Origin of the sequence: Bradyrhizobium sp. AZCC 1578 (assembly GCF_036924675.1) — a bacterium.
Classification (GTDB): Bacteria; Pseudomonadota; Alphaproteobacteria; order Rhizobiales; family Xanthobacteraceae; genus Bradyrhizobium.
Map to the genome: position 1 here is coordinate 732,273 of NZ_JAZHRZ010000001.1, position 24,352 is coordinate 756,624.

The 24,352-nt window shown below is 62.9% G+C and carries 26 protein-coding genes and 1 pseudogene; 9 read left to right on the forward strand and 18 right to left on the reverse strand.

Annotated elements, in window-relative coordinates; all coding sequences use genetic code 11:
- The 4 genes from ribD to V1290_RS03760 form a co-directional block, all read right to left on the reverse strand.
- Entirely contained in the window at nt 1-1,155 is a 1,155-nt protein-coding gene (ribD, locus tag V1290_RS03745; RefSeq protein ID WP_334363074.1) for a bifunctional diaminohydroxyphosphoribosylaminopyrimidine deaminase/5-amino-6-(5-phosphoribosylamino)uracil reductase RibD, read from the reverse strand.
- Complete coding sequence (nrdR, locus tag V1290_RS03750) at nt 1,152-1,634, reverse strand: transcriptional regulator NrdR (protein ID WP_028345697.1); 483 nt, start codon at nt 1,632-1,634, stop codon at nt 1,152-1,154. Before nrdR ends, ribD begins: the two co-directional genes overlap by 4 nt.
- Before the next feature lie 27 nt (nt 1,635-1,661).
- The gene (glyA, locus tag V1290_RS03755) at nt 1,662-2,975 is read right to left on the reverse strand and encodes a serine hydroxymethyltransferase (RefSeq protein ID WP_334363075.1); all 1,314 of its coding nucleotides are present in this window, start codon (nt 2,973-2,975) and stop codon (nt 1,662-1,664) included.
- A gap of 300 nt (nt 2,976-3,275) precedes the next feature.
- On the reverse strand, nt 3,276-3,911 hold the full coding sequence (locus V1290_RS03760; protein ID WP_334363076.1) for a glutathione S-transferase family protein: 636 nt from the start codon (nt 3,909-3,911) through the stop codon (nt 3,276-3,278).
- Between the two features lie 379 nt (nt 3,912-4,290).
- Between V1290_RS03760 and V1290_RS03765 the strand changes: the two genes are divergently transcribed.
- Nucleotides 4,291-4,482 (forward strand): hypothetical protein, encoded by a 192-nt coding sequence (locus V1290_RS03765; RefSeq protein WP_334363077.1) that lies wholly within the window; start codon nt 4,291-4,293, stop codon nt 4,480-4,482.
- A gap of 62 nt (nt 4,483-4,544) precedes the next feature.
- On the opposite strand, the gene V1290_RS03770 is transcribed toward V1290_RS03765, so the two are convergent.
- The 7 genes from V1290_RS03770 to V1290_RS03800 all read right to left on the reverse strand — a co-directional run bounded on the left by V1290_RS03770 (nt 4,545) and on the right by V1290_RS03800 (nt 8,200).
- A complete protein-coding gene (locus tag V1290_RS03770) occupies nt 4,545-5,120 on the reverse strand; it encodes a histidine phosphatase family protein (RefSeq protein ID WP_334363078.1) in 576 nt (191 codons plus the stop codon).
- A 15-nt stretch (nt 5,121-5,135) separates the two neighbouring features.
- Nucleotides 5,136-5,624 (reverse strand): hypothetical protein, encoded by a 489-nt coding sequence (locus V1290_RS03775; protein ID WP_334363080.1) that lies wholly within the window; start codon nt 5,622-5,624, stop codon nt 5,136-5,138.
- 7 nt (nt 5,625-5,631) lie between these two features.
- Complete coding sequence (locus V1290_RS03780) at nt 5,632-5,988, reverse strand: DUF6152 family protein (protein WP_334363081.1); 357 nt, start codon at nt 5,986-5,988, stop codon at nt 5,632-5,634.
- A 58-nt stretch (nt 5,989-6,046) separates the two neighbouring features.
- The gene (locus V1290_RS03785) at nt 6,047-6,268 is read right to left on the reverse strand and encodes a hypothetical protein (RefSeq protein ID WP_334363083.1); all 222 of its coding nucleotides are present in this window, start codon (nt 6,266-6,268) and stop codon (nt 6,047-6,049) included.
- 32 nt (nt 6,269-6,300) lie between these two features.
- Nucleotides 6,301-6,525, reverse strand: coding sequence for a hypothetical protein (locus tag V1290_RS03790; RefSeq protein WP_334363084.1), 225 nt, complete (start codon nt 6,523-6,525; stop codon nt 6,301-6,303).
- 266 nt (nt 6,526-6,791) lie between these two features.
- Nucleotides 6,792-7,307: a transcriptional regulator LdtR gene (ldtR, locus tag V1290_RS03795; protein WP_028345688.1), complete on the reverse strand. Its 516-nt coding sequence runs from the start codon at nt 7,305-7,307 to the stop codon at nt 6,792-6,794.
- A gap of 419 nt (nt 7,308-7,726) precedes the next feature.
- Nucleotides 7,727-8,200, reverse strand: coding sequence for a DUF6163 family protein (locus V1290_RS03800; RefSeq protein ID WP_334363085.1), 474 nt, complete (start codon nt 8,198-8,200; stop codon nt 7,727-7,729).
- Nucleotides 8,201-8,411: 211 nt separating this feature from the next.
- Here V1290_RS03800 and hemB point away from each other — a divergent pair, with 211 nt between their 5' ends.
- The 3 genes from hemB to V1290_RS03815 all read left to right on the forward strand — a co-directional run bounded on the left by hemB (nt 8,412) and on the right by V1290_RS03815 (nt 11,262).
- On the forward strand, nt 8,412-9,473 hold the full coding sequence (hemB, locus tag V1290_RS03805) for a porphobilinogen synthase (protein WP_334363086.1): 1,062 nt from the start codon (nt 8,412-8,414) through the stop codon (nt 9,471-9,473).
- Nucleotides 9,474-9,729: 256 nt separating this feature from the next.
- Entirely contained in the window at nt 9,730-10,302 is a 573-nt protein-coding gene (locus V1290_RS03810) for an RDD family protein (RefSeq protein WP_334363087.1), read from the forward strand.
- 183 nt (nt 10,303-10,485) lie between these two features.
- Nucleotides 10,486-11,262: an arginyltransferase gene (locus V1290_RS03815; protein ID WP_028345684.1), complete on the forward strand. Its 777-nt coding sequence runs from the start codon at nt 10,486-10,488 to the stop codon at nt 11,260-11,262.
- A 140-nt stretch (nt 11,263-11,402) separates the two neighbouring features.
- Here V1290_RS03815 and V1290_RS03820 read toward each other — a convergent pair whose 3' ends face one another.
- Nucleotides 11,403-12,791 carry an Nramp family divalent metal transporter gene (locus V1290_RS03820; protein ID WP_334363089.1) on the reverse strand — a complete coding sequence of 463 codons (1,389 nt, stop codon included), beginning with the start codon at nt 12,789-12,791 and terminating at the stop codon, nt 11,403-11,405.
- Nucleotides 12,792-12,874: 83 nt separating this feature from the next.
- Here V1290_RS03820 and V1290_RS03825 point away from each other — a divergent pair.
- From V1290_RS03825 to V1290_RS03835, 3 genes and pseudogenes are all read left to right on the forward strand, one after another.
- Nucleotides 12,875-13,987, forward strand: a pseudogene (locus V1290_RS03825) (flotillin domain-containing protein); the annotation flags it as partial.
- A 202-nt stretch (nt 13,988-14,189) separates the two neighbouring features.
- Complete coding sequence (locus V1290_RS03830) at nt 14,190-16,211, forward strand: peroxidase family protein (RefSeq protein ID WP_334363090.1); 2,022 nt, start codon at nt 14,190-14,192, stop codon at nt 16,209-16,211.
- A gap of 197 nt (nt 16,212-16,408) precedes the next feature.
- Nucleotides 16,409-17,653, forward strand: coding sequence for an MFS transporter (locus V1290_RS03835; protein ID WP_334363091.1), 1,245 nt, complete (start codon nt 16,409-16,411; stop codon nt 17,651-17,653).
- 271 nt (nt 17,654-17,924) lie between these two features.
- Here the strand turns inward: V1290_RS03835 and V1290_RS03840 are convergent, their stop codons facing one another.
- Entirely contained in the window at nt 17,925-18,731 is an 807-nt protein-coding gene (locus V1290_RS03840; RefSeq protein ID WP_334363092.1) for an alpha/beta fold hydrolase, read from the reverse strand.
- Between the two features lie 625 nt (nt 18,732-19,356).
- Here V1290_RS03840 and V1290_RS03845 point away from each other — a divergent pair.
- Nucleotides 19,357-20,571 carry a multidrug effflux MFS transporter gene (locus tag V1290_RS03845; protein WP_334363093.1) on the forward strand — a complete coding sequence of 405 codons (1,215 nt, stop codon included), beginning with the start codon at nt 19,357-19,359 and terminating at the stop codon, nt 20,569-20,571.
- On the opposite strand, the gene V1290_RS03850 is transcribed toward V1290_RS03845, so the two are convergent.
- The 5 genes from V1290_RS03850 to V1290_RS03870 form a co-directional block, all read right to left on the reverse strand.
- A complete protein-coding gene (locus V1290_RS03850; protein ID WP_334363094.1) occupies nt 20,568-21,800 on the reverse strand; it encodes an adenylate/guanylate cyclase domain-containing protein in 1,233 nt (410 codons plus the stop codon). The genes V1290_RS03845 and V1290_RS03850 overlap by 4 nt on opposite strands.
- Nucleotides 21,801-21,900: 100 nt before the next feature.
- Nucleotides 21,901-22,302, reverse strand: coding sequence for an arsenate reductase (glutaredoxin) (gene arsC, locus V1290_RS03855; RefSeq protein WP_334363095.1), 402 nt, complete (start codon nt 22,300-22,302; stop codon nt 21,901-21,903).
- Nucleotides 22,299-22,997, reverse strand: coding sequence for an MIP/aquaporin family protein (locus tag V1290_RS03860; RefSeq protein WP_334363097.1), 699 nt, complete (start codon nt 22,995-22,997; stop codon nt 22,299-22,301). The genes arsC and V1290_RS03860 overlap by 4 nt, the downstream gene beginning before the upstream one ends.
- Nucleotides 22,997-23,524 carry an arsenate reductase ArsC gene (locus V1290_RS03865; RefSeq protein ID WP_334363098.1) on the reverse strand — a complete coding sequence of 176 codons (528 nt, stop codon included), beginning with the start codon at nt 23,522-23,524 and terminating at the stop codon, nt 22,997-22,999. Before V1290_RS03865 ends, V1290_RS03860 begins: the two co-directional genes overlap by 1 nt.
- On the reverse strand, nt 23,517-23,879 hold the full coding sequence (locus V1290_RS03870) for an ArsR/SmtB family transcription factor (RefSeq protein WP_334363099.1): 363 nt from the start codon (nt 23,877-23,879) through the stop codon (nt 23,517-23,519). Before V1290_RS03870 ends, V1290_RS03865 begins: the two co-directional genes overlap by 8 nt.
- A 127-nt stretch (nt 23,880-24,006) precedes the next feature.
- Here V1290_RS03870 and V1290_RS03875 point away from each other — a divergent pair, with 127 nt between their 5' ends.
- Nucleotides 24,007-24,348, forward strand: coding sequence for an ArsR/SmtB family transcription factor (locus V1290_RS03875; RefSeq protein WP_334363100.1), 342 nt, complete (start codon nt 24,007-24,009; stop codon nt 24,346-24,348).
- Nucleotides 24,349-24,352 lie beyond the last annotated feature (4 nt).

Genomic DNA, 24,352 nt, shown 5'->3' on the forward strand with positions numbered 1-24,352 from the left:
TTAGGCAGTGCGCTCGTAAATCGTAAGCGTGTCGTTATCCAGTGTTTCGCTAGCACGTGCCTTGAACGCGGGCGACCCGGTGATTGCCGACAGCGGCAATGCGTCCAGCGCGGGAATGCCGTCAGCGCCGACTTTATCAGGACCGCGCAACAGCCAGATTTCATCGACCAAGCCGCTCGCGACGAAAGATGACGCCACCCGCGATCCGCCCTCGACCATCAGCCTTGTGATGCCCTTGTCGGACAGCGCGTGCAGCACCGCCGATAGATCCAGCCACGGCGGCTGCGCGGTAGCCGCAACGCGTACCACCGGCGCGCCTGCCGCACCGAGTTTCACGGCGGCCGGCGCCTCGGCAAAATCTGAGGTCATCACCCAGAGCGGCGTCTGCCGCGCGGATTGAACCAGCTTACTTGTGCCGGGAATGCGCAGCGCGCGATCCAGCACCACCCGTACCGGCGACCGTGCTTCCATGCCGGGCAGGCGGCAGGTCAGCAGCGGATCGTCCGCCAACACAGTGCCGATGCCGACCAGGATCGCGTCGCATTGCGCGCGCAACAGATGCACCCGCTTTCTCGCGGCCTCGCCCGTAATCGCAACGGGCTTGTGGCCGGCGGCAGCGATCTTGTCGTCGGCGGAGACGGCGAGTTTCAGGATCACATGCGGGCGCTTGTCGCGGACGCGGCGGAAATGGCCGGCGTGATCGCGCGAGGCTTCCTGAGCGCCGAGCCCGACATCGACTGATATCCCGGCCGCGCGGAGTTTTGCATGTCCCTGCCCGGCCACCTCCGGATTGGGGTCCTCGATCGCCGACACCACGCGCGCAATTCCGGATGCGATCACGGCATCGACGCAAGGTGGCGATTTGCCGAAATGTGAGCAGGGCTCCAGCGTCACATACAGCGTCGCGCCCCGCGCCGCCTCGCCGGCGCGTTTGAGCGCCTCCGGCTCGGCATGCGGTCGCCCGCCCGGTTGCGTCCAGCCGCGCCCGACGATGACGCCATCCTTCACGACGACCGCCCCGACGGCCGGGTTGGACCAAGTGCTCCCCAGCCCGCGCCGGCCGAGCGACAGCGCAAGCTGCATGAAGCGCTGGTCCACCGCTTTGGACTCCCTGATCTTCTGCCCGTACTGGTCTTCCAGAATGCGGAAGATCATTTGCGCAACGTGGCGATCCGCGCTTCGTCCTCGCCTGAGAGCTCGCCGAGCACGGTCTCAAAATCCTTGGCCTCGCGGAAATTGCGATAGACGGAGGCGAAGCGCACATAGGCAACGTCGTCGAGCTGGCGCAGATGCTCCATCACGATCTCGCCGATCGCCTCCGAGGAGACTTCCGCCTCGCCGCCGCTCTCGAGTTCGCGCACGATCGCTGAAACCATCTTCTCGACCCGCTCAGGATCGACCGGGCGCTTGCGCAAGGAGATCTGCAGCGAGCGGACCAGCTTGTCGCGGTCGAACGGCACCCGGCGCCCGTTGCGCTTGATTACCGTCAGTTCGCGCAACTGCACCCGCTCGAAGGTGGTGAAGCGGAAGTTGCAGGCGATGCATACCCGCCGCCGCCGGATCACGGCCGAGTCCTCGGTCGGACGCGAATCCTTCACCTGCGTATCGAGACTGTTGCAGCTAGGACAACGCATCCAACGGGACCTTCGACTTGCTAGACCTTACTGATAGATCGGGAAGCGGTCGGTGAGCGCCTTCACGCGTTCCTTGATCGCGGCTTCGACCAGCGGCGCCTTGCCGTCCTCCGACTGCGCCAGCGCATTGAGCACCTCGGCGATCATGCCGCCGACCTGCTTGAACTCGGCGACGCCGAAGCCGCGCGTCGTCGCCGCCGGCGTGCCGAGACGCAGGCCCGAGGTGACGAACGGCTTTTCGGGGTCGAACGGAATGCCGTTCTTGTTGCAGGTGATGGCGGCGCGCACCAGCGCCTTCTCGGACACGTTGCCCTTCAGCCCCTTCGGCCGGAGATCGACCAGCATCAGATGGTTGTCGGTGCCGCCGGAGACGATGTCGAGGCCATGGCCGCGCAGCGTTTCCGCCAGCGCCTTGGCGTTCTCGACGACGTTCTTCGCGTAGACCTTGAAGTCCGGACGCAGCGCCTCGGCGAACGCCACCGCCTTGGCGGCGATGACATGCATCAGCGGCCCGCCCTGCAGGCCGGGGAAGATCGCCGAATTCAGCTTCTTGGCGAGCGCCTCGTCGTTGCAGAGAATCAGGCCGCCGCGCGGGCCGCGCAGCGATTTGTGCGTCGTCGTCGTGGTGACGTGGGCGTGCGGTACTGGCGAGGCATGGACGCCGCCGGCAACGAGGCCGGCGAAATGCGCCATGTCGACCAGGAGGTAGGCGCCGACGCTATCGGCGATCTCGCGGAAGCGCTTGAAGTCCCAGGCGCGCGAATAGGCCGATCCGCCGGCGATGATCAGCTTCGGCTTCACCTGCTCGGCTTGCTTCGCCACCTCGTCCATGTCGATGATCTGGTCTTCACGCCGCACCGTGTAGTGCGCGGCCTTGAACCACTTGCCGGACATGTTGACCGGCGAGCCGTGGGTGAGATGGCCACCGGCCGCGAGGTCGAGGCCCATAAAGGTGTCGCCGGGCTGCAGCAGCGCCAGAAACGCCGCCTGGTTCATCTGGCTGCCGGAGTTCGGCTGCACGTTGGCAAACTGCGCACCGAACAGCTTTTTGGCGCGCTCGATCGCCAAGGTCTCGGCGACGTCGACCCATTCGCAGCCGCCATAGTAACGCGCGCCCGGATAACCTTCCGCGTATTTGTTGGTCATCACCGAACCCTGCGCTTCCAGCACGGCCCGGCTGACGATTATGTTTTCCGAGGCGATCAGCTCGATCTCGTGCCGCTGGCGGCCGAGTTCGCCCTTGATCGCGGCAGCGATTTCCGGGTCGGCCTCGGCGAGCGTGGCCGTGAAGAACGAGTCGGGCGCGGAGGCGGTCTTGGCGCTGTTGGGCGAGGAGGTCATTGGGCGAAATATCTCCACCGCCGCAGGCCCTTAGGGGCGAAGCGGGCGGGTCTGGTGTGGCGGTCGAAAGAAGCGCCTGCGAGATACCACATCGGCCGGAATTGGCCAAGCACTTGCGGTACAGGGCTGGTATTTATGCAAGATATGGTGGGAATGAAGCCCCATCTGTCGTCGCCCCGGCCTTGAGCCGGGGCCCATAACCACCGGCGGGACCTGGAACAATGGGTGTCTGCCAGGGTGTCCCTTCCCAGGGCCGCGGCGTATGGGTCCCTGCGGTTCGCAGGGACGACATCGGGGCTACTACGCAAACCGGTATGGCCCGCCCTTGGCGACCGAGCGCTGGAACGCCGGACGGGCGTGCATGCGCTCCAGCCAGGCGGCCAGCTTCCGATATGGCCCGAGCTTGTCGAACACTTTCGCCAGCTCGCCGACAAAACTCATCTGGATGTCGGCGCCGGTCAGCGACGCCCCGACGAAGAACTCTCGCCCGTTCAGCGCGCGGTCGACATAGCCGAGGTGGTTCGCCAGTTCGCCGTCGATGCGCGGATGCAGCGGCGCACCCGCCTCCTTCAGCCGGCCGACATAGAGGTTCAGCATCAACGGCAACATCGCCGAGCCTTCGGAATAGTGCAGCCACTCGTTGTAGGCCTCGTAGTCCGCGCTGCCGGGCGCCGGCATCATCGCGGGCTTGTCTTTTCCCTGGCCGTAGCGGCGGATGATGTAATCGACAATGGCGCCGGATTCGGCGATGGTCATCTCGCCGTCAGTGATGACGGGCGATTTGCCGAGCGGATGAACCTCTTTCAACTCCGGCGGCGCCAGCCGCGTCTCGGCGTTGCGCTGATAACGCTTCAGCTCATAGGGCGTGTCGAGTTCCTCCAGCAGCCACAAAATTCGCTGCGAGCGGGAGTCGTTGAGATGATGGACGGTGAGCATGGGGCTTCCTCTTGTTAGAGCGTGGCGGTTCACTTGAGGCCGTCATTGCGAGCGAAGCGACGCAACTTTCGATCGTCATCCCCGCGAAGGCGGGGATCCAGTACGCTGCGGCCTATCGGTTCAATCATCGCGGTCTCTGGAAACTGGATCGTCCGCCTTCGCCTTCGCGGACGATGACAACTGGATATGTGGCGGCGATCTCGCGACGCATGGCGCCCGAGGCGGATAATTTTTGCGGGACCGGCTGGACACAACATCTAGCTGATTTGCCCCGTCGGGCAGCGCGAGACCTTTGCCGGCCGCTGCCGTGAACCAGATCACATGCCGCCGTTTCGACTGAGCTTATAACCGTCCGGGGCTGACAGATGGATTTCCCGACATGGAAAGCTCACTCCCACCGAAAGAGCGTCAGGCCAATTCGCGACGCTGGCTGATAACGGCCTTCCTGATCTACGGTACGATGGTCGGCGGTCTTCTGGGATTTTTCGTGATTTTCCCGAATGCCGCCAATGAACCAGAGGCCGAAAACGCACGCACTGCAACGGCAACGAAACCGATGCGAAAGGCGTGATCGTCAACTGGAACCGCTATCGCACAAAGGACGCGCGCGGACGCACGGTAGTTCGAATTGGCTCACTCGAGAACCAGGCGGCCGGCAGGCTCAGTGCGTTCGCTTCCGCCTTTGACCACGACGATCTCGCCGCTGGCCGGCGAGACACCGGTGAGCGCCGAAATGTTCGCGCCGTGCGTCACGATGAGGAGGTTTCCGCGCGACGTCCATTTGGCGATGCGCGCACGGGCGCCCGCCGTTAGTGTCTCTCGTTGATCGCGCAACACCACGACATTACCGAATGTCGCAACGGTCTCGACCGGCCCCAAGTTCAGCAATTTGGCGGTATCGACGCATCGGCACCACGGCGAGCTCAGGATCGTTTCAAACGCAATCCCTTCCCGCTTGAGCCGCGCACCGATCTTCTCGGCGTCCGCCCGCCCCTTGGCGCTCAGGTTGCGCTGGGTGGCACAATCTTCAACGCGGAAACCGGGCGGATCGCCGAATCCCCCCGGCGCATCGGTATGCCGCATCAGCGCGACATGCTCCCCGGCGCGCAACGCCTGCCAGGCATTGGCGGCTTCGTCGGCAGTGGCGATCTCCGCCGAACTGAACAAACCGACGAGGAGTGCGAAGATGGCAAAGCGAATGCAGGACATGGCAAACCGGCCTTGTTAAAAATACGCAATCAGGCGCCCCGCGCAGATGACGCCGAGCCACAGCAGGATCGATAGCAGTGCAGTCACCTTGGCTGCGCCGGACGCCTTGTCGCCCCAGTGTTCAACATGACGCCATGGAACGGCGTGCGCGATCACGATGTTGATCAGGGCCGCACCGATCAGAAGCAGCTTGATCTGGAACGCGGGATTTTTCACGACATGCGAAGCATCGGCGCTGAACAGCAAAAAGCCCATGCTGATCGCGAGCAGAAAGCCTGCACGCGACACCGGCAACAGCAATTGCGCCATCGGTTGGATGGCAAGCGTGCGCCCGAGTCCCAGCAGCCTCAAGTCGAGCGCCAGGATCGATCCGACCAGGATGACGAAACCGATAATGTGCAGAATCTCGACCGTAGGATAAAGCGCCGGCGAAGAGCGCATCGCATGACCAAGCGCACTTTCCTGCAGTGCCAGGAATATAGATGCGGCCGGCTCGTGTTCCACTTGCGGCTTACCGCAACTCGATGCGCTTGCCGTCGAGCACGATATATTCGATCCGCGCCTCGTCCGGCTTGCTGCTGTGCGGATAGCCGAACACGGTGCAGGTCTTGCCGGGCGCGATCAGCTCGCGCGTTGCGCCACGCGCCTGCATGCGCGACGGCGGCGCCAGGACGAAGTGCCAGTGCTTGCCGTCGACCTCCATCTCGATCCCGCAATGCGGATTCTCGAAGGTCGATTTCAGGATCTTGCCGGTCACGGTGAACGATTTCGACGTATCGTAGCCGCCCCAGCCGTGATGGGCGATGGCGGAGGCCGGCACAAGGCCAGCCGCCAGCGACAGAAACAAACGACGCGTGAGTGAGGTCATGGCGAGCCTCCGTCGATCAGAGACGCAAATCTATGGCGGGGCGCGCGAGGCAGCAAGACTACAATCCCGTATACCCCGCCTTCACCGGATCGTTGCTGCCATCGAGCTGGCGTAGATAGGTGAGCCCGCACACCGTCAGCCGGTGCGGATCATTCTCGCCCGCCTCGACCAGCGTGGTGAGATAGGCCGTGACCTTGGCGCGGGCCTCGTCGCTGGCAGCGGCGCTGCAGTTCAGAAGCAGGTCATAGGTCTGCATGATCCGTTCGATCGCGGCTTCCATGGATTCTCCTGAGTTGCGTGAGCGGGTTATCGTCAGGCCAATGCGCCTGCTTCGAACGTGGCGATCGCCTTATTGGCGAGCCTGAGCCTGTTGAATTCGCCGCGCCGGAACAGCTTCACGATGATTGCGAGCAATCGCTCGTCGGTGGCGAGGGTATCGGCAATGGCGCCGCTCTTGCGAAGGTAGTTTGAGGCGATCGCGTAGGCATCGCCCACCACCTCAAAATTCATGACCTGAATTCCGCGCTCGACCAGCATGCCCTCACCTGTTTTGTGGCCGGGCCAATAATTCGCAGGCGCGAAGATGGTTCCACCGCGAGAAAGAAGATGGTTCCAATGCGAGAAATCGCAATTTCTCTTTAGGAAACAGCGATAGCTGCCCGAAAATGCGGGGATTTTCCCTCAAAAACAAAGCGCACCGGAGCCGGAAGACCGGCGCCGATGCGCGTTGAGCAGGGCTCACTGCCTTGCCAGTTTGTCGGCTTGTTGGCTACCGGGCTTCTAGGCGGCCGGCTTACGAATTCTCAGAGCCGATACAGGATCTGGTCGGTCCAGAACCGCTCGAGGCGGTGCAGCGACTTGTTCAGCGTCGCAAACTCCTCATTCGAGATGCCGCCGACCTGCTCCACCGTCTTGACGTGCTTCTGGTAGAGCGCATCGACGATCTTGCGGATTTCCTGGCCTTGCGCGGTGAGGCGAATGCGGACCGAGCGACGATCGACGCGAGAGCGCTGATGATCGAGGAAGCCGAGCTCGACGAGCTTCTTGAGGTTATAGGAGACGTTGGAGCCGAGGTAATAACCGCGCGTGCGCAGTTCGCCCGCGGTCAGCTCTTTGTCGCCGATGTTATAGAGCAGCAATGCCTGCACTGAATTGATGTCGGCACGGCCGCGGCGATCGAATTCGTCCTTGATGACGTCGAGCAGCCGGCGATGCAGCCGTTCGACCAAAGTCAACGCTTCCAGATAGAGCGGCTGCACCGGAGTTTGACCGGCAGAGCGTTCAGCGGTTTCCACCGCCGTTGCAACGGCTTTGATCATGACACTTCCCCTGTCGTCGTTTTTCGACTTATTTCGACGAAACTTCTGTCCCGCCTGATAGCCTCAACTTAAGGGGGCGGATTGAAGATCCGCTTAAATAAGACAATAAAGAGATCATGAATTTAACAGAGTGAATTGTGGATTAAGCCCCATGGATCAAGGCTTTTTGCAACATTTCATTGACGCTGGAAGCGCCCTGTTCACGCTTCGTCTGCAAGACCTGTCGCATTCGGAAACAGGCGCGTCTGAAATCGAAACGCTCGCGTAAGATCCCTTTACGGCCCTTAACGGTGACCAAATCGTTACAGAAAAACTTTTTGAAAATTGTACGGGATCGCGTCGCGGATTCTGCACGCGGATGGATTATGGCGGAAAACTGACAGAGTTGAGGGATATTGCCGCGCTGCTCCCTCGCCCCGCTACGGCGGGCGCTCGCGCGCGGCCATCCAGGCGAGGGCGAGATAGGCGCCGAGCATCACAGCCTCCAGCGCCACCACCGTCAGGCTGCCGCCATAGATGCCTGGAAACATCAGCTCGATCACCGCCATCGACACCACCGTGGTGAGCCACACCACCGCGCCCCAAGGCGTCGCGAGCCACAGGCCAACGGCGCCGACGAGTTCGATGACGGCGAAATACACGGTCGCGGTCTGCCAGGCCATCGACTGGTTTTCGAACGCCTCCTCCTCGCCGCCGATGAAACCCGTGACCTGCGCCCAGTGGTACAGGCCCTTCATGATCGACACGACCGCCATGATGCGCAGGAACAGCACCAGCCGACGCGTCCACACATTGTCGTCGGGCTCGATCCGCTCCGACGACATCGCCGCCATGGACATCGCATTGTCCCTGGCATGGTCCCGCCCCTGATCGCGCGCCGAAAGGTCAGACATGGAAGCCGACCCGGAAGCTGATCTGGGGGCTGGCCTCGCAACCGGGTCGCAATGCGTGCTGGAATCTCCTCATGGCCTGATGTCTTGGCCCGGCGAGACGGTAAAATCAATTGCCGATGAGATAGATCAAGGCTCGGTGACGCGGCAGCGGCAAGGTGCTAGAATTGGAACAAATCAAAACCTTCCCGCCGCCTCAAGGAGTACCGTTGACATGGCGATCAAGTTCGGGCGTCCGATCGAAATGCGCGACGCACTGCGGCGGCAGACGGCGCTTGCCTCCACCCCGCTCGACCTGACCATCCGCCCCCGCCGCAACCGCAAGGCGGAATGGGCGCGGCGGCTGGTGCGCGAAAACGTGCTGACCACGGATGATTTGATCTGGCCGATGTTCGTGGCCGACGGCCACAATACGCGCACGCCGGTGGCCTCGATGCCCGGCGTCGACCGCCTCACCGTTGATCAGGCGGTGCGCGACGCCGAGCGCGCGGTAAAACTGAACATCCCCTGCATCGCGCTGTTTCCCTATACTGAGCCGTCGCTCCGCGACGAGCACGGCTCCGAGGCGCTAAACCCGAACAATCTGGTCTGCCAGTCGGTGCGCGCGATCAAGAAGGAATTCCCCGAGATCGGCGTGCTGTGCGACGTCGCGCTCGATCCCTTCACCAGCCACGGCCATGACGGGCTGATCGAGGACGGCAAAATCCTCAACGACGAGACGGTGGCGGTACTGGTGCAACAGGCGCTGGTGCAGGCGGAAGCCGGCTGCGACGTCATCGCGCCATCCGACATGATGGACGGCCGCGTCGGCGCGATCCGCGAGGCGCTGGACGAGGCAGGTTTTCTCGACGTGCAGATCATGGCCTATGCGGCGAAATACGCTAGCGCCTTCTACGGCCCGTTCCGCGACGCCATCGGCTCCGCCAAAACGCTGACCGGCGACAAGCGCACCTACCAGATGGACAGCGCCAATTCCGACGAAGCGCTGCGTGAGGTCGAGCTCGACATCGCCGAAGGCGCCGACATGGTGATGGTGAAGCCCGGCATGCCCTATCTCGACGTCGTGTGGCGCGTGAAAGACACGTTTGCGATGCCGACCTTCGTCTACCAGGTATCCGGCGAATACGCGATGATCGCCGGAGCCGCGGCCAATGGCTGGATCGACGGCGACCGCGCGATGATGGAAAGCCTGCTCGGCTTCAAGCGCGCCGGCGCGGACGGGATCTTGACGTATTTTGCGCCGAAGGCCGCGGAGAAGTTGAAGGCCGGAGGCTAACCCTCCCCGTCGCCCCCAAACACGTTCGCAGGGGCCCAGAACCACCGCTGCACGTGGTGGCAAAGGCAAGTGGCCCCGTCGCTCCATTGATGAGCCGCGGGGTATGGGTCCCTGCGTTCGCAGGGACGACGGAAACGTTGTGGTCCGTCCCACGTTCACTCCGACATATTGCGCGCTGTTAATGGTCGCAGGCCCTTGGCGAGCGCGCGGCCGGTTCCCATGTCACGGTCTGGAATATCGGCCTGGAGGACGGACTATGTCTTATAGCGACTCTGGCAATACTGGCGGCGGGCCTCAAAGTGCTGGCGGCGGCTGGCGGAACGACGGAGGAGTGCCGCCGCATGCGTTCGATCCCTATTCGCAGCCGGAACTGTTTCGCGGCGTGCTGACGCGGCGGGTATTTGCGTTCCTGATCGACCTCGTCGTGCTGTCGGTGCCCGTCATCCTCGGCTACATCTTCATCGGCCTGTTCGGCATCATCACGCTCGGGCTCGGCTGGATGCTGTTCTGGCTGGCGTGGCCCGCCACCATCGTGTGGGCGATCGTCTATTACGGTACCTCGATCGGCGGCCCGCATTCGGCGACGCTCGGCATGCGCGCGATGGATCTGGAGCTGCGCACCTGGTACGGCGAGCCGGGCTATTTCGTGCTCGGTGCCTGCCATGCCGTGCTGTACTGGGTCTCGATCTCATTCCTGACGCCGCTGGTGCTGCTGGTCGGCCTGTTAAACAGCCGTCGCCGGCTGCTGCACGACTTCATCCTGGGAACCGTGGTCATCAACAGCTCGGTTCGTACCCAGGTAGTTCCTTCGCCACGCAGCAGCTATTGAGCGAGCAGCAAACTATTTGACCGCCCGCCTTTCGGGCGCGATGTTAGAGCCGGTCGGGCCCCAAGATGAAATCGGGGCCGGGCCGGCGCTTTTTTGTTCCGATGCGTTTTCTTAACGCGAACCGGTGTCTACTGCGTTGGAAAGCGCTATGGTTGATTTGTTTCGGAGGCGTGACGACCCGACGTGACCCAACACTCGCGTGATACCCCGCAATTCTACCTGACGGCGCCCTCGCCCTGCCCCTATCTGCCGGGCCGGCACGAGCGCAAGGTGTTCACGCATCTGGTCGGCGACAAGGCCGGCGACCTCAACGACCTCCTGACCCATGGCGGTTTCCGCCGCAGCCAATCGATCGCTTACCGCCCGGCCTGCGACCAGTGCCGGGCCTGCGTCTCTGTGCGCGTCATCGCCAACGAATTCCGCCCCTCGCGCAACTTCAAGAAAGTTTTGGCACGCAACGCCGACATTGTCGGCGAGCAGCGCAGCGCGGTGCCGACGTCGGAGCAATACTCCGTGTTCCGCGCCTACCTCGACAGGCGCCACCGCCATGGCGGCATGGCCGACATGACCGTACTCGACTACGCGATGATGGTGGAAGACAGCCATGTCGAGACCCGCATCATCGAATACCGCAAGCGCGGCGTCGACACCGGCATCACCGGCCGCGGCGAGGAACTGGTCGCGGTGGCGCTGACGGATGTGCTCAGCGACGGGCTGTCGATGGTGTACTCGTTCTTCGAGCCGTCGCAGCACAGCCGCTCGCTCGGCACCTTCATGATCCTCGATCACATCACCCGCGCGCGCCGGCTCGGGCTGCCTTACGTCTATCTCGGCTACTGGATCGAGGGCTCCAAGAAGATGGACTACAAGGGCCGCTTCCTGCCGCAGCAGCGGCTGGCGCCGTCAGGCTGGCTGCGGGTGGATGCGACGGGCGAAATGCTGTCCGAGCCGCAGGATTGACCCTCTGCTGTCATCACCCGCGAAAGCCGAAAGCGGGTGATCCAGTATTCCAGAGACATCAGTGATTGAATCGAGAGGCCGCGGCGTACTAGGTCGCTCGGTCCGCACATCGAGCCGGGCGATGACAGCCGCGTGCGCGGTTAGCCGAAAAACGCCTCGAACAACAGCTTCACGTTCAGCGCCACGATGATTCCGGCGACGATCCACGCCACGACGGCGACTGTGCGCGGGATGACGAACTTGCCCATCTTGCGGCGGTCGGAAACGAACTTCACTAGCGGGATCACCGCGAACGGCAATTGCATCGACAGCACGACCTGGCTGAACACCAATAATTGGCCGGTGCCGCGCTCGCCATAGAGCGCGGTGACGATCACGACCGGAACGATGGCGACGCCGCGGGTCAATAGCCGCCGCGCCCAGTTCGGCAGCCGCAGGTTCAAAAAGCCTTCCATCACGATCTGGCCGGCCAGCGTCGCCGTTACCGTCGAATTGAGGCCGGAGGCGAGCAGCGCCACCGCGAACAGCGTCGAGGCAATGCCGAGACCGAGCAGCGGCGACAGCAATTCATAGGCCTGACCGATCTCGGCGACCTCGGTCCGTCCGCTCGAATAGAAGGTGGAGGCGGCAACGATCAGAATCGCGGCGTTGATGAACAGCGCCAGCATCAAGGCGATGGTCGAATCCGTCGTCGCCCATCTGATCGCCTCGCGGCGGCCCTTGTCGTTGCGCTCATAGGCGCGGGTCTGCACGATCGAGGAATGCAGATAAAGGTTATGCGGCATCACGGTAGCGCCGATGATGCCGATTGCGATGTAGAGCATCTCCGGATTGGTGACGATCTCGGGCGACGGCACAAACCCCTTCAGGACGGCAGCGACCGGCGGCGCCGCAGCCACGATCTGAATCGAAAAGCAGATCGCGATCACAATTAACAGCGAGATGACGAAGGCTTCGAGGAAGCGAAAACCCTTGTTCATCAGGAGCAGCAACAGGAAGGCATCGAGCGCGGTTATCAGCGCGCCCCAGATCAAGGGAATGCCGAACAGCAGGTTGAGAGCGATCGCGGTGCCGATCACCTCGGCAAGATCGCAGGCGATGATTGCCGCTTCGCAGACCACCCAGAGCAGGAAGTTCACGGGCCGCGAGAAGCTGGCGCGGCAGGCCTGCGCCAGATCGCGGTCGGTGACGATGCCAAGCCGCGCGGCAAGCGCCTGCAACAGGATCGCCATCAGGTTCGACAGCAGGATGACCGCGAGCAGCGTGTAGCCGAACTTCGAACCACCCGCGAGGTCAGTGGCCCAATTGCCGGGGTCCATGTAACCGACCGAAACCAGATAGCCGGGGCCGAGGAAGGCCAGCAGCCGGCGCGACCAATGCCCGCCAAAGGGCACCAGGATCGTGGAGTTGACCTCGGGCAGGCTCAGCCGGGCGTCGGCGGCGGCGTCAGCGCGCCAACCGGAGGCGGTCGTATCGGCCATCAGCAAACCCTTGGCTTCCGGGCCCAATTCGGGCGTGCGCGCATCCATTTCAGCAAGATGGCCGATCTTCGCCCTTATTGCAACTCATTTGCAACTGCATCTGGTGATCACGAAAATGATACCACTGACCACGCACCACCGAGGTCAACATCGCGCAGCAGGACCTCGTTGCCCGACAGACCACGCTGACGATCGAGGCCACCAAGCGCGAGGCGGAACTGGCCCAGCAGCGCGACATCGCCAACAAGACCGCCGCGATGCGCGCGCAGACCGCGCAGGTCGAGCAGACCGCGCTGCAGAACGAGGCCGAGTATCGCATCCAGCAGGAACTGGCGGTCGCCAACAAGCAGACCGAAGCCAACCAGTTGCGCGACACCAGAAAGATTGAAGCCGATCTCGCGGTAAAACGACGCAATACCGAAATGGAGCGCGACCTGCAGATCGTGGCGCAGGAAAGTGCGATTGCGATCGCGACCAAGAGCAAGGAGCAGTCGGAAGCGCAGACCGTCGCCGAGACCGCGCGTGCGCTGGCGATTGCGGCCGAGGAAAAGGTCACCACCGCCAAAGCCGTCGAAATCGCCGAACGCGACAAGATCATCAACGTGATCGCGGCGCGCAAGGCTGCCGAGACCGAGGCGATGCCGATCACCGTGATGGCGGAAGCCGAGAACCAGGCAGCGAACAACAAAGCGGAAGCCATTACCATGCTGGCCAAGGCCGACGCCGAGGCGGCGACCACCCGCGCGGCCGGCGTCAAATCGCTCGGCCAGGCCGAGGCCGAGGTGGCGGCGTTGAAGGCGGAAGCGCGCAACAAGCTCTCTCAGGCGATGGTCGACTACGATCTCACCCTGGCGCGCATCAACATCATCCCGAACGCGCTGGCCGAAGCGGTCAAGCCGATCGAGAAGATTTCCGACATCCGGATCTTCGACACCGGCGGCCTGCTCGGCCGTGGCGGCGGCAATGGCGCGATGAACGGCCATAGCAACGGGCTTGGTCTGGGCGATGGCCTTGCCGCGCAGTTGCTGTCGGTTTCGGCGTTCAAGCCGATCATCGACAAGATCCTCGCCGAAGGCGGCTTTGCAGCCGGTCCAGACGCGCTGACCAGCCTGACCAACGCGTTGGCCGCGCCGCAGCTCGCCAGCCCAGCCGAATTGCCCTCCGCTGTAGATGATGATGAGCTGGCGACGCAGCCGGCGACTATCTCGGGAACGGGCAAGGCGACGCTCGGGCCCAAATCGTAGTCGAACAGAAGCAGCCAAAACGCCGTTCAGATCGAGGCCTGCCGCCATTCGCGCGGCGGGCCTTTTTCCTGGAGTCGTTCTCTCCTGTCGGTCGTCGGGAAGCACGCGGGCTACGGGCGGTTCGCACTTCCTTATTGCAAATGCCTCTCATTCGTGACACCAATTGCAACTAATTCGCAATTGCAACTGAGGGAGCATCCGGATGCGTCAGTTCAAGCGGACTTGGGAGGCGCACCAAGACAGAAACGACGATTTTCACTTCGGCGATTTTCTCGGCCACTTTCATGTGCCGCACCGACCGCACGGCTCGCATGGCCCGGGTGAGCACCATGGCCCTCACGGTTGGCCGTGCCCACCGGATCCAAAGCCGGCAAAAATCGAATACCGCACCTTCGACGGTTCGCAGAACAATCAATCCGATTCCACCCTCAACGCGGCCGGCACTGAATTCGGACGTATCGGCGAGGCGCATTTTGCCGACGGCATCTCCGTCCCGCTCGGTGGCAACAATCCGCGCACCATCAGCAATCTTGTGGTCGGCGCCGGCGACCCTGATGTGGCGAACCCGGAAGGTGTATCCGCCTTCATGTACGCCTGGGGCCAATTCATCGATCACGACATGACGCTGACCCGGACGGACGGCGTCAACGATATCAGCGTCGCGGTCCCCGCCGGCGATCCCGTACTCCCCGCCGGCACGATCATTCCGATCACCCGTGCGGTCATTGACCCCACGACCGGTGCGGGCACATCCAACCCGGCCACGGCAGTCAATTCCAATACCGCCTGGCTGGATGCCTCGATGGTCTATGGGTCCAACGCCGCGACCGCGGCCAGCCTGCGCACCGCCGATGGTCACATGTTGACGTCGCAGGGCAGCAATCTGCCGATCGTCGACGGTATGGTCGTGGCCGGCGACGTCCGCGCCGCAGAAAATCCGGCGCTCACCGCCCTGCACACGCTATTCGTGCGCGAACACAATTATTGGGTCGACAAACTGCACCTCGAGCACCCGAACTGGAGCGGCGATCAACTCTACAATCACGCCCGCGCTATCGTGACGGCGGAAATCGCCAACATCACCTATTCGGAGTTCCTGCCTAACCTCGTCGGCAAGAATGCGCTAACGCCCTACGACGGCTACGACCCCAGCGCCGATCCTCACCTCACGCTGGAATTCGTCGCTGCGGCGTTCCGCTTCGGACATTCGATCGTGTCGGGCGAAACCGAGGGCCTTGAGGAAAACGGCGAAGTCGTCGCCGGCTCCGAGGAAGACCTGAAGGATGTATTCTTCCAGCCGGCCGCAAACTTCAACGACAATGGCGGCGCCGACGGACAATTACGCCACCTGGCCGCCGATCCATCACAAGCACTCGACGCGCGCATCGTCGACGACCTGCGCAATTTTCTTTTCGATCCACCGGTGTCTATGGATCTCGCCGCGATCAACATCCAGCGCGCGCGCGACCTTGGCCTCGGCACGCTCAACCAGACCCGAGAAGCACTCGGCCTCGAGCCCTACACGGATTTCAGCCAGATCACGAGCGACCCGGAGACGCTGGCCGGACTGAAGGCGGCTTACGGCAATGTCAACAACGTCGGCCTGTGGACCGGCGGCTTGTCTGAAAATCATGTGCCCGGCGCGCTCGTCGGCGAAACCTTCCAGGCCATCATCACGATGCAGTTCGAGGCGTTGCGCGATGGCGACCGGTTCTGGTTCGAAAATCAGGGATTTGATGCCAAGACGTTGTCCGAGATCAAAGGCACGACGCTGGCAGATATCATTCTGCGCAATACCGATACCGAGCATATCCAGGACGACGTCTTCGTCACCTATACGCGGCACACCGGCCTTGCCGGCGGCGTAGAGTCCGAAGACCCCGAAGCCCGCCAGATCGTTATCGGCTCCGATGGCAACGACACGCTGATCGGCGGTCCGCAAGGCGATTATCTGTTCGCCGGAACCGGCAAGCAGGCGATGACGGGGAATGACGGCGCGGACCGCTTCGTGTTTGATTTCGGATCCACCAAAGCTGAGATCACCGACTTCGATCCGGGCGTCGACATGCTGGTGTTTGAGAATGCCGGCCGTTTGGACTTTCGCGACGTGAGGATCTGGGGCGACCACGGGAATACGGTGGTCCAGGTCGGCGACGACCGGATCGAACTGACCAGCGTGCGGCCGCATGAACTGACAAAGCACGATTTCCTGTTCGACGTTTGACGCGAATTCACGAAACAACTTCTGCGGATTGGCGCGATCATTTTTGCCGGGCATCCGCGTTCTGGCAGCCCGGTCATGAAACCTCCACACGTTCGTGTGTGGAGGTTTTTTTTGGAAGAGGTTGTCGGGAAACGGGTGGGTTTGATCGTCCTCGGGCCGGACAATGGATCAAATCGAATCTGTCAGGAAATTTTGCCATGTCACCCGCTCCGACACCGCGCTTGCCCGCGACCTTCAACCGTCTGGCCTGGTCGAACCTCGCCGCGCAATCGGCCGAGCAGATTGCGCTGGCCGCAGCGCCCATCGTTGCGGTGCTGCTGCTTGGTGTTGGCGAAGGCCAGACCGGATTGTTGCAGACCGCGCTGACGCTGCCCTTCATCCTGTTTGCGATTCCCGCCGGCCTCCTTGCCGACCGCATCTCGCGGCGCTGGGTGATGGCGGTCTCCGAAGCGCTGCGGGCGGCCGCGCTTGCGGCGACGCTGCTGCTGATCTGGCTTGGCGCAATCACGCTGCCGCTGCTCTCGCTACTCGGCTTCGTCGCTGTCTGCGGCACCGTGGCCTACAGCGTCGCCGCGCCCGCTTTGGTGCCATCGCTGGTCAATTCGGAGCAATTGCCCGCAGCGAACGCGCGCATCGAACTGGCGCGCACGGTGGCGTTTGCGAGCGGTCCGGCGCTCGGCGGCGTGCTGGTCGGATGGGTCGGGGCGGCGCCTGCCTTCGGATTTGCCGCCGCGTTGTCGGTGATGGCCGTCGTGTTGCTGTCGGGCATCTATGAACCGGCACGCGCCCCTGCCCCGCGCCGCCATCCTTTGCAGGAGATCAGGGAAGGCGCCGCGTTCGTGTTGCATCACGCGCTGCTGCGGCCCGTGTTCATCACGCAGTTCATCTTCAATACGGCCTCGTTCCTGCTGCTGGCCGTGTTCGTGCCTTACGCCGTTCGTCATCTCGGCCTATCGGCCACCGGCGTCGGCGTAACGCTTGCGATGTACGGCGTCGGCATGGTGGCGGGCGCGCTCTCTGCCACGCGGGTGATGCAGCGGCTGGCCTTCGGCACCGTGATCGGGCTCGGCCCGGTGACGGGATTCGTCGCCGCCGCCATCATGGCGCTGACGACGATCGCGCCGGCGCCGTGGCTCGCGGCGCTGAGCTTCTTCCTGCTCGGCGCCGGCCCGATCCTGTGGGTGATCTCGACCACCACACTGCGCCAATCGGTGACCCCGCCGTCGCTGCTCGGGCGCGTATCCGCCATCAACATCATGAGTTACGGCGCCCGTCCGCTCGGCTCGGCGCTGGGCGCCATCGTCGGCGGGCTCTATGGCGCAGAAGCCTGCCTCTACATGGCAGCCGCCATCTTCGCGGCACAGGCGCTGGTGATCCTGCTATCGCCCGCAGTCTCGCTGGCGCGACAGCCGGACATGGTCGGCGAGCCGGCGCGGTGCTAGCCGTCTGGTCGAAAACCGTCACTGCGAGGAGCCACAGGGTCCGGCCTTCGGCCGGCCCGATGATAAACTCCGCGACGAAGCAATCCAGCCTCTCTTGCGGCCCTGGATTGCTTCCGCCTTCGCGCTAAAGCGCTGCGGCGAACTGAAGCCCTACGAAGCTTGCGCAGCAAGCATAGAAAAATCGCTTCACTCGCAATGACGGTTTTTAGGGCGTGTGCTCATTAAGCGACTGACTAATGTCCGCTCAAGGCACCGAGGCGTATTGTTTCCTTCAAGAAAGAACCTTGCGGAGGAAAGCAAGCATGACGCTGTTGAATTGCCTCGGCCTTTGCAGCGGCGCGAAATGGCTCACACCAGGCAGGATCTTCAATTCCGCTGTCGCGATACTTCGTGCAAGATATTCGGCATGTTCGGGCTTGATGAACTCGTCGTGCTCGCTCTGCACGATCGCAACAGGCACATGGATGTGGGCGAGCTCGCCTGCAGAATAATTCGGTTCGGTCTTCATCATCTGGCCGACAGCTTCAACCAATGCGTCGAACTGGTCCGGCGTGGCTGATAGCTGGGCATAGTCCTTGGCGTGCCGCCCGAAACACCGGTCGAGAACCGGGCTGGGCTCGATTTCTTTTGTGCCGCTGGGGTCCATGTTACAGCCGAAGAAAAACACGCCCGCAACGTGTTCGGCGGCCTTCATGGCGAGGATCAAAGCGGTACAGGCGCCATCGCTCCATCCGACGACGGCTGCCTTGTCCACTTGCAGCGCATTCATCACGGCCAGAACGTCGGACGCCATCAACTCATACGTGAAAGGCCGCGAATCGCGCGTGCTGCGGCCATGGCCGCGGCTATCGATCAGCACGGCGCGATAACCCGACGCGACCAGCGCCGGAACCTGATAGCCCCAGTTGCCGCTATGCCCAAGGCCGCCATGCAGCAAGATCACGGGAGCTCCCGACCCGTACGTCGCGTACCGGATTCGAGCACCGTCGTGTTCCACAAAGCCTTGATTGATCGCGGTGGGCAGGGGCGCAGCGCCATGCGCCTCGAAACGTTTAAGGTCGTCGTCGTATAATTCCATTCGGATTTGACCCAAAGCTTAAGATAGGGAGACCTGCAACCGCCGCTGATATCACGCGGACAAACTGTTGACGGTCGATATAGCACCCCCGCGACCTAACTGAATCAAATGTCCGCTTCTAGGCGCTTCTGCTTACTTCCCATAAACATGATAAGCTCCCAGCATGGGAACGTTGACATACGGAGACCGTGCCGTGAGACCCCAATGGGCGAGCGATGTCGACTTCGACGGCATTCGCATGGAAGTCCTTTCGGACAGCGGGGATACACTCCTTGATCTCAAGTGTGCCCGATGACGGTCCGATCACCGTTAACACCTTCGGCAAAGAGGTTGCCGCAGCCCTAATCGAAGCAGCAATCGAGGTCGTGCGCCGTTCAAGATAGATATTGGTTGCGGTGCGGACAGGACCACAACGTTCGCTATGGGTCGGTCAAGAACGACAAAGCTCAGGGTGAGCATAATAGGTCCGCTTTCGGGTGCATAGCGTCCGACCCGCTCCTTGGCGGGCCACATTGAGCCGGACTGTCTTGCCGTGAGTCCGCGCCCTCATTGCCCGGAGCCCATTGGTGCTTTCCCATGCCGCTTTATATGATATATATCATCTCATATAAAAGCGGGAACCTTCATGGCCGACCAGACTGCAGCAATCGACACTGGCCCTCGTTCGGAAGCTTCTTCCACTGTCCTGCAGATCGCGGTGCTCGCAGGCCTCGCCGCCACGGGAACGCTCGCCACCAACATCCTGCTGCCGTCGCTGCCGCAGATGGCGGCGTCGCTCAACGTCACGAGCGCGGCGGTCACCGCAGCGATCACGGTCTTCCTCGCGGTGTTCGCGATCGGCCAGCTCGTGGTCGGGCCGATCTCGGACCGCTATGGCCGCCGTTGGCCGGTCCTGATCGGGTTTACCGTCTTCTTCGCCGGCAGCCTCTGGTGCGGCCTCGCCAATGATTTGCCGAGCCTGCTGATTGGCCGTGTCATCCAGGCGGCCGGCGCCTGCGCCACCTCGGTGTTGTCCCGCGCCATTGCCCGCGACCTGTTCTCCGGCGCGGCACTCGCCCGCGCGATGGCGCTGATCATGATCGCGATGGCGGCAGCACCCGGCTTCTCGCCGCTGCTGGGCGGCGCGCTCGACCACATTTTCGGCTGGCGCTCCGAATTCGCATTCCTCGCGGCTTTCGCCGGGCTCGGCGCCCTCGCCTACGGCATGGTGTTTGGCGAGACCCACCTCGCAACACGCACCCCGCTCGATCCGCAGGCGATCGCAAAAACCTACCTCGCCCTGCTCCGCGACCGCCGCTTCGTGGTGCCGGCGGCAACCGTCAGCCTGATCCTGGGCGCTCTGTTCTCGATTTTCTCGGCGGCGCCCCGCGTTCTGATCGAAGCGATGCATTTTACGCCGATTCAACTCGGTCTGTTCTTTGCGGGCACGGTGCTGATCGTGTTCGCCGCCGGCATGCTCGCGACCCGGCTGGCGCCACGCTATGGGCTCGATCGTTCGATCCGGGGCGGACTGTTCGTCGCCGCCGCCGGCAGCCTCGCGATGCTGCTGGTCTCGCTCTACGCCCCCTCCTTTCTGCCGTTTCTTGCGGCCATGAGCGTATTCCTGCTCGGCATGGGCATCGTCAGCCCGTTAGGCACGGCGCAGGCGCTGTCCCCGTTCGGCGACAAAGCGGGCGCGGCATCAGCGCTCATCGGCTTCTCGCAGATGATGACAGCCGCAATCGGCGTCTGGCTCGCGGCGACGATTTCCCACGATGCGCTATTCGCGCTTGGCGTAGTTCTGATGGTGTTTTCGCTGGTGGCCGTGGCGCTTTACAGACGGCGAGCGAGACCAAATTAGGACACCAGATATCGCTCGTACTTCCCCGCGACCACCTCATCCGCGGCAATATCCGGATCGAGCGTGTAAAGATCCTGCGCGCGGCCGATGCCGCGCAGTGCGTAGCGGCCGGTGGAGACCAGGTAGTTTCGCCCCGCGGCATCGAGACCTCCGCGGAACGCCGACGACATCAGCAATTCGCGGTCGACCGAGCGGCACATCGAGGCGATGCGGCTGACCTCGTTGACGGCAGGCCCCACCACCGTGAAGTCGAGCCGGTCGTCGCTGCCGATATTGCCGTAAAAGACCTCGCCGACATGCAGGCCAACATGGGCTGATGTGACTGGCCGGTTCTCGGCCGTGCGGCGGGCGTTGAGCGTCCTCATGTTGCGGCGGAAGCGATGTTCGGCGCGCAACGCGGCGCGGTTTGCCTTCGCCATGTTCTCGTGGGTGAACATCGCCAGCACGCCGTCGCCGATCAGCTTCAGCACCTCGCCGCCGGCGTCGTGGATGGCGTCGATCGAGGCCTGCGCATAATCGTTGAGGAACGGGATGATCTCGCCGGGATCGATACTCTCGCTGATCGCCGTCGAGCCGCGCAGGTCGGAGAACCACAGCACCGTGTTGATCCGCTCGGTGACACCCCGCGTGATGCGGCCGCGCAGCACCTGCTCGGCGGTGTCGCGACCGAGATAGACCCGGCCCAGCGTCTTGGTGATGTCAGCCTGCGCCGCGGATTTGATCGCCAGCCCCAGCACCGGCACGAGATCGCGGAGCGCAGCTAACCCCTGCGCGCCAAACCCCTCGTCGCGCCGTGTCACCCAATAGGAATAGACGCAGTCCATCTGTCCCATGGTGCCGGCCTCGCCGAACTGGTGCACATAGGCGACCAGATGCTTGTGACCTTTCTCGGCGAGCTCGCCCATGAATTTGAAGTTGTAGGAGGTGCGATTGGCGAGGTCGAGCGGCAGTTCTTCATGGCCGTTTTGGAGCATGTAGTAGAAGATCGAACTCCGCCAGGCCTCCGCGGCTTCGCCCTCGTTGGTCGAGCCATATTCGAACGCGTCGCTCTCGTTGGTCTCGGCGTCGTTCCAGCGAAAGCCGCGGCCTTCGAAAATCGGGTGCAGCGTGTCGATGAAGACCATGCCGCGCGACAGGCCAAGCCCTTCGGCGCAGCAGCGTTCGCAGAAACCGCGGATCAGGTCGTTTTGAGGCAGGCCGGTGAGGCCCTGGCCGACCAGCCAGTTCATCAGGCGCAGACGGGGGGTGACGCTCCATGGGGCTATTATGCCGTGCAATGGTGACAGACGGAAGGCTCTGGCCGCCTGCGTTCCCCGGGACATCAAGCGCTTACTTCCGCGTCACCGCCTCGCCGTCTTCCTTGACGAAGGATTCGACCGGGTTGTCGAGCAGGTCGAGCACGAGCTCCGACGGCCGGCATAAGCGGACGCCCTTTGGCGTCACCACGATCGGCCGGTTGATCAGGATCGGATGTTTCAGCATGAGATCGATCAGCTCGTCGTCGCTCCATTTCGGGTCGGCCAGGCCAAGCTCGGCATAGGGCGTGCCTTTTTCGCGCAACAGCTCGCGCGGCGAGATGCCCAGCGCCTTGATCAGTTCGACCAACCGGGCGCGGCTCGGAGGCGTCTTCAGGTACTCGATCACCTCGGGCTCTTCGCCGCTCTGCCGGATCATCGCCAGCGTGTTGCGCGAGGTGCCGCAGGCGGGGTTGTGATAGATCGTGACGCTCATGGTTGCGCCTTCTTCAACACTGCGTGCGCCTTGTCGCTTTCACGAAGCAGCCAGCCCATGAAGATCAACGCGATGATGGCGCCGCAGGTTTCCGCCGCGATGAAACCCGGAAGATCTGTTGGGCGAATGCCCGAAAACGTATTGGTCAGCGAGCGCGCAATGGCAACGGCGGGATTGGCGAACGACGTCGACGCCGTGAACCAGTAAGCCGCCGTGATGTAGAGGCCGACCAGCCACGGCACGCCGGCGCGGTTGAACCGGATACCGGCCAGAATGGTCGCAACCAGGCCGAACGCCGCGACGGCTTCGGCGAGCCATTGCGCGCCGCCGGTTCGCATTTTCAGCGAGGCATCGAGCAGCGGCAGCGCGAACATCGCATGCGCCAGCATGGTTCCGGCAATCCCGCCCGCGATTTGCGCAGCGACGTAGAGCAGCGCCTCGCGCGGCGTCAGCTCGCGCCTGAGCGCAAAAACCAGCGATACCGCCGGATTGAAATGGGCCCCGGAAATGGGACCGAGAATGGTGATGAGGACGACCAGGATGGCACCGGTCGGCAGCGTATTGCCGAGCAACGCGAGTGCGACGTCCTTGGTCAAGGTCTCGGCCATGATCCCGGAGCCGACTACGGTAGCGACCAACAATGCGGTCCCGAGCGCTTCGGCAGCGAGCCGGCGCGGCAGATCGAATTCGGACATTAGCTGGCTTTCTCCTGGCCGGACGTCGCGCCGTCGTTGCGGCCGATGTCGCGCAATTTGGTCCCGAGCGACAGGCGGTCGATACTTTGCAGCGGCAGGCTCGTAAAGGCGGCAATTCTGTTTTTGAGATAGCGGAATGCCGCGACGAATGCCGCTTCCTTCTCGATATCGGTGCCCTCGACGGCGGCAGGGTCCTCGATGCCCCAATGTGCCGTCATCGGCTGCCCGGGCCAGATCGGGCAAGATTCGCCGGCGGCGTTGTCGCAGACCGTAAAGACGAAATCCATTACGGGTGCATCGGGCCGCGCGAACTCTTCCCAACTCTTCGAACGCAATTCGTCAGTGGGGTAATCGAGGCGGTTGAGAACCTTGATCGCAAACGGATTGACCGTCCCCTTCGGCTGGCTGCCGGCGGAGAAGGCGCGAAAATTGCGGCGACCGTCCTTGCGCAGGATCGATTCCGCCAGGATCGAACGGGCGGTGTTTCCGGTGCACAGGAAGAGTACATTGTAGATGCGTTCAGACATGCGCTTTCCTCCTCGGCTTCGGGGTGCGGCAAGGCGTGAGGTCTTCGATCAATGGACCGCAGATTTCGGGCCGCCCGTCGCAACAATCCCTGAGCATGAACAGCACGACGGACTGAAAGGCCTTCAGATCGGCGCGGTAGACAATCGAGCGGCTGAAGCGGCGCGCTGTCACCAGCCCCGCACGCGACAAGATCGCCAGATGCGACGACATGGTGTTTTGCGGCACGGCGAGCGCCTTGGCGATGTCACCGGCGGGCAATCCTTCCGGCTCGTGTTTCGCCAATAGCCGAAACACGTCGAGCCTGGTCGGTTGCGCCAGCGCCGCTAGCGCCAAAATGGCTTGTTCGGATTCCATATATCCAGACTTATCGATATATCGGGGCGTGTCAACTTTTACTGTTGCCGCTGTAGGCGTGCCCGCTATTTCGATAGTTCTGGAAATACCGTTGACGAGTTGGCGATGTGCATGCCATGATGCCCGCATGAAACTCGATGACGCCGCCGCCCATCTGGAAGCGCTGGGCAATCCGACCCGGCTCAAGATCTATCGTGCGCTGATCCGCGCCGGCGGCGCCGGACTTGCCGTCGGCCGCCTGCAGGAGAAACTGAAAATCGCGCCCTCGACCCTCTCCCACCACATCAAGGCGCTGGTGGTGGCCGGCCTCGTCACCCAGGTGCGCGATGCGACCACGCTGATCTGCCACGCCAACTACGAGGTGATGCGGGAACTGGTGGGTTTCTTGGTCGCCGAATGCTGCACGGAAAGCGCCGAAACCGCCGATGCCAAGATCAAAGCCGAGACCAATGCCAAGACCGCGGCTTAGCGCG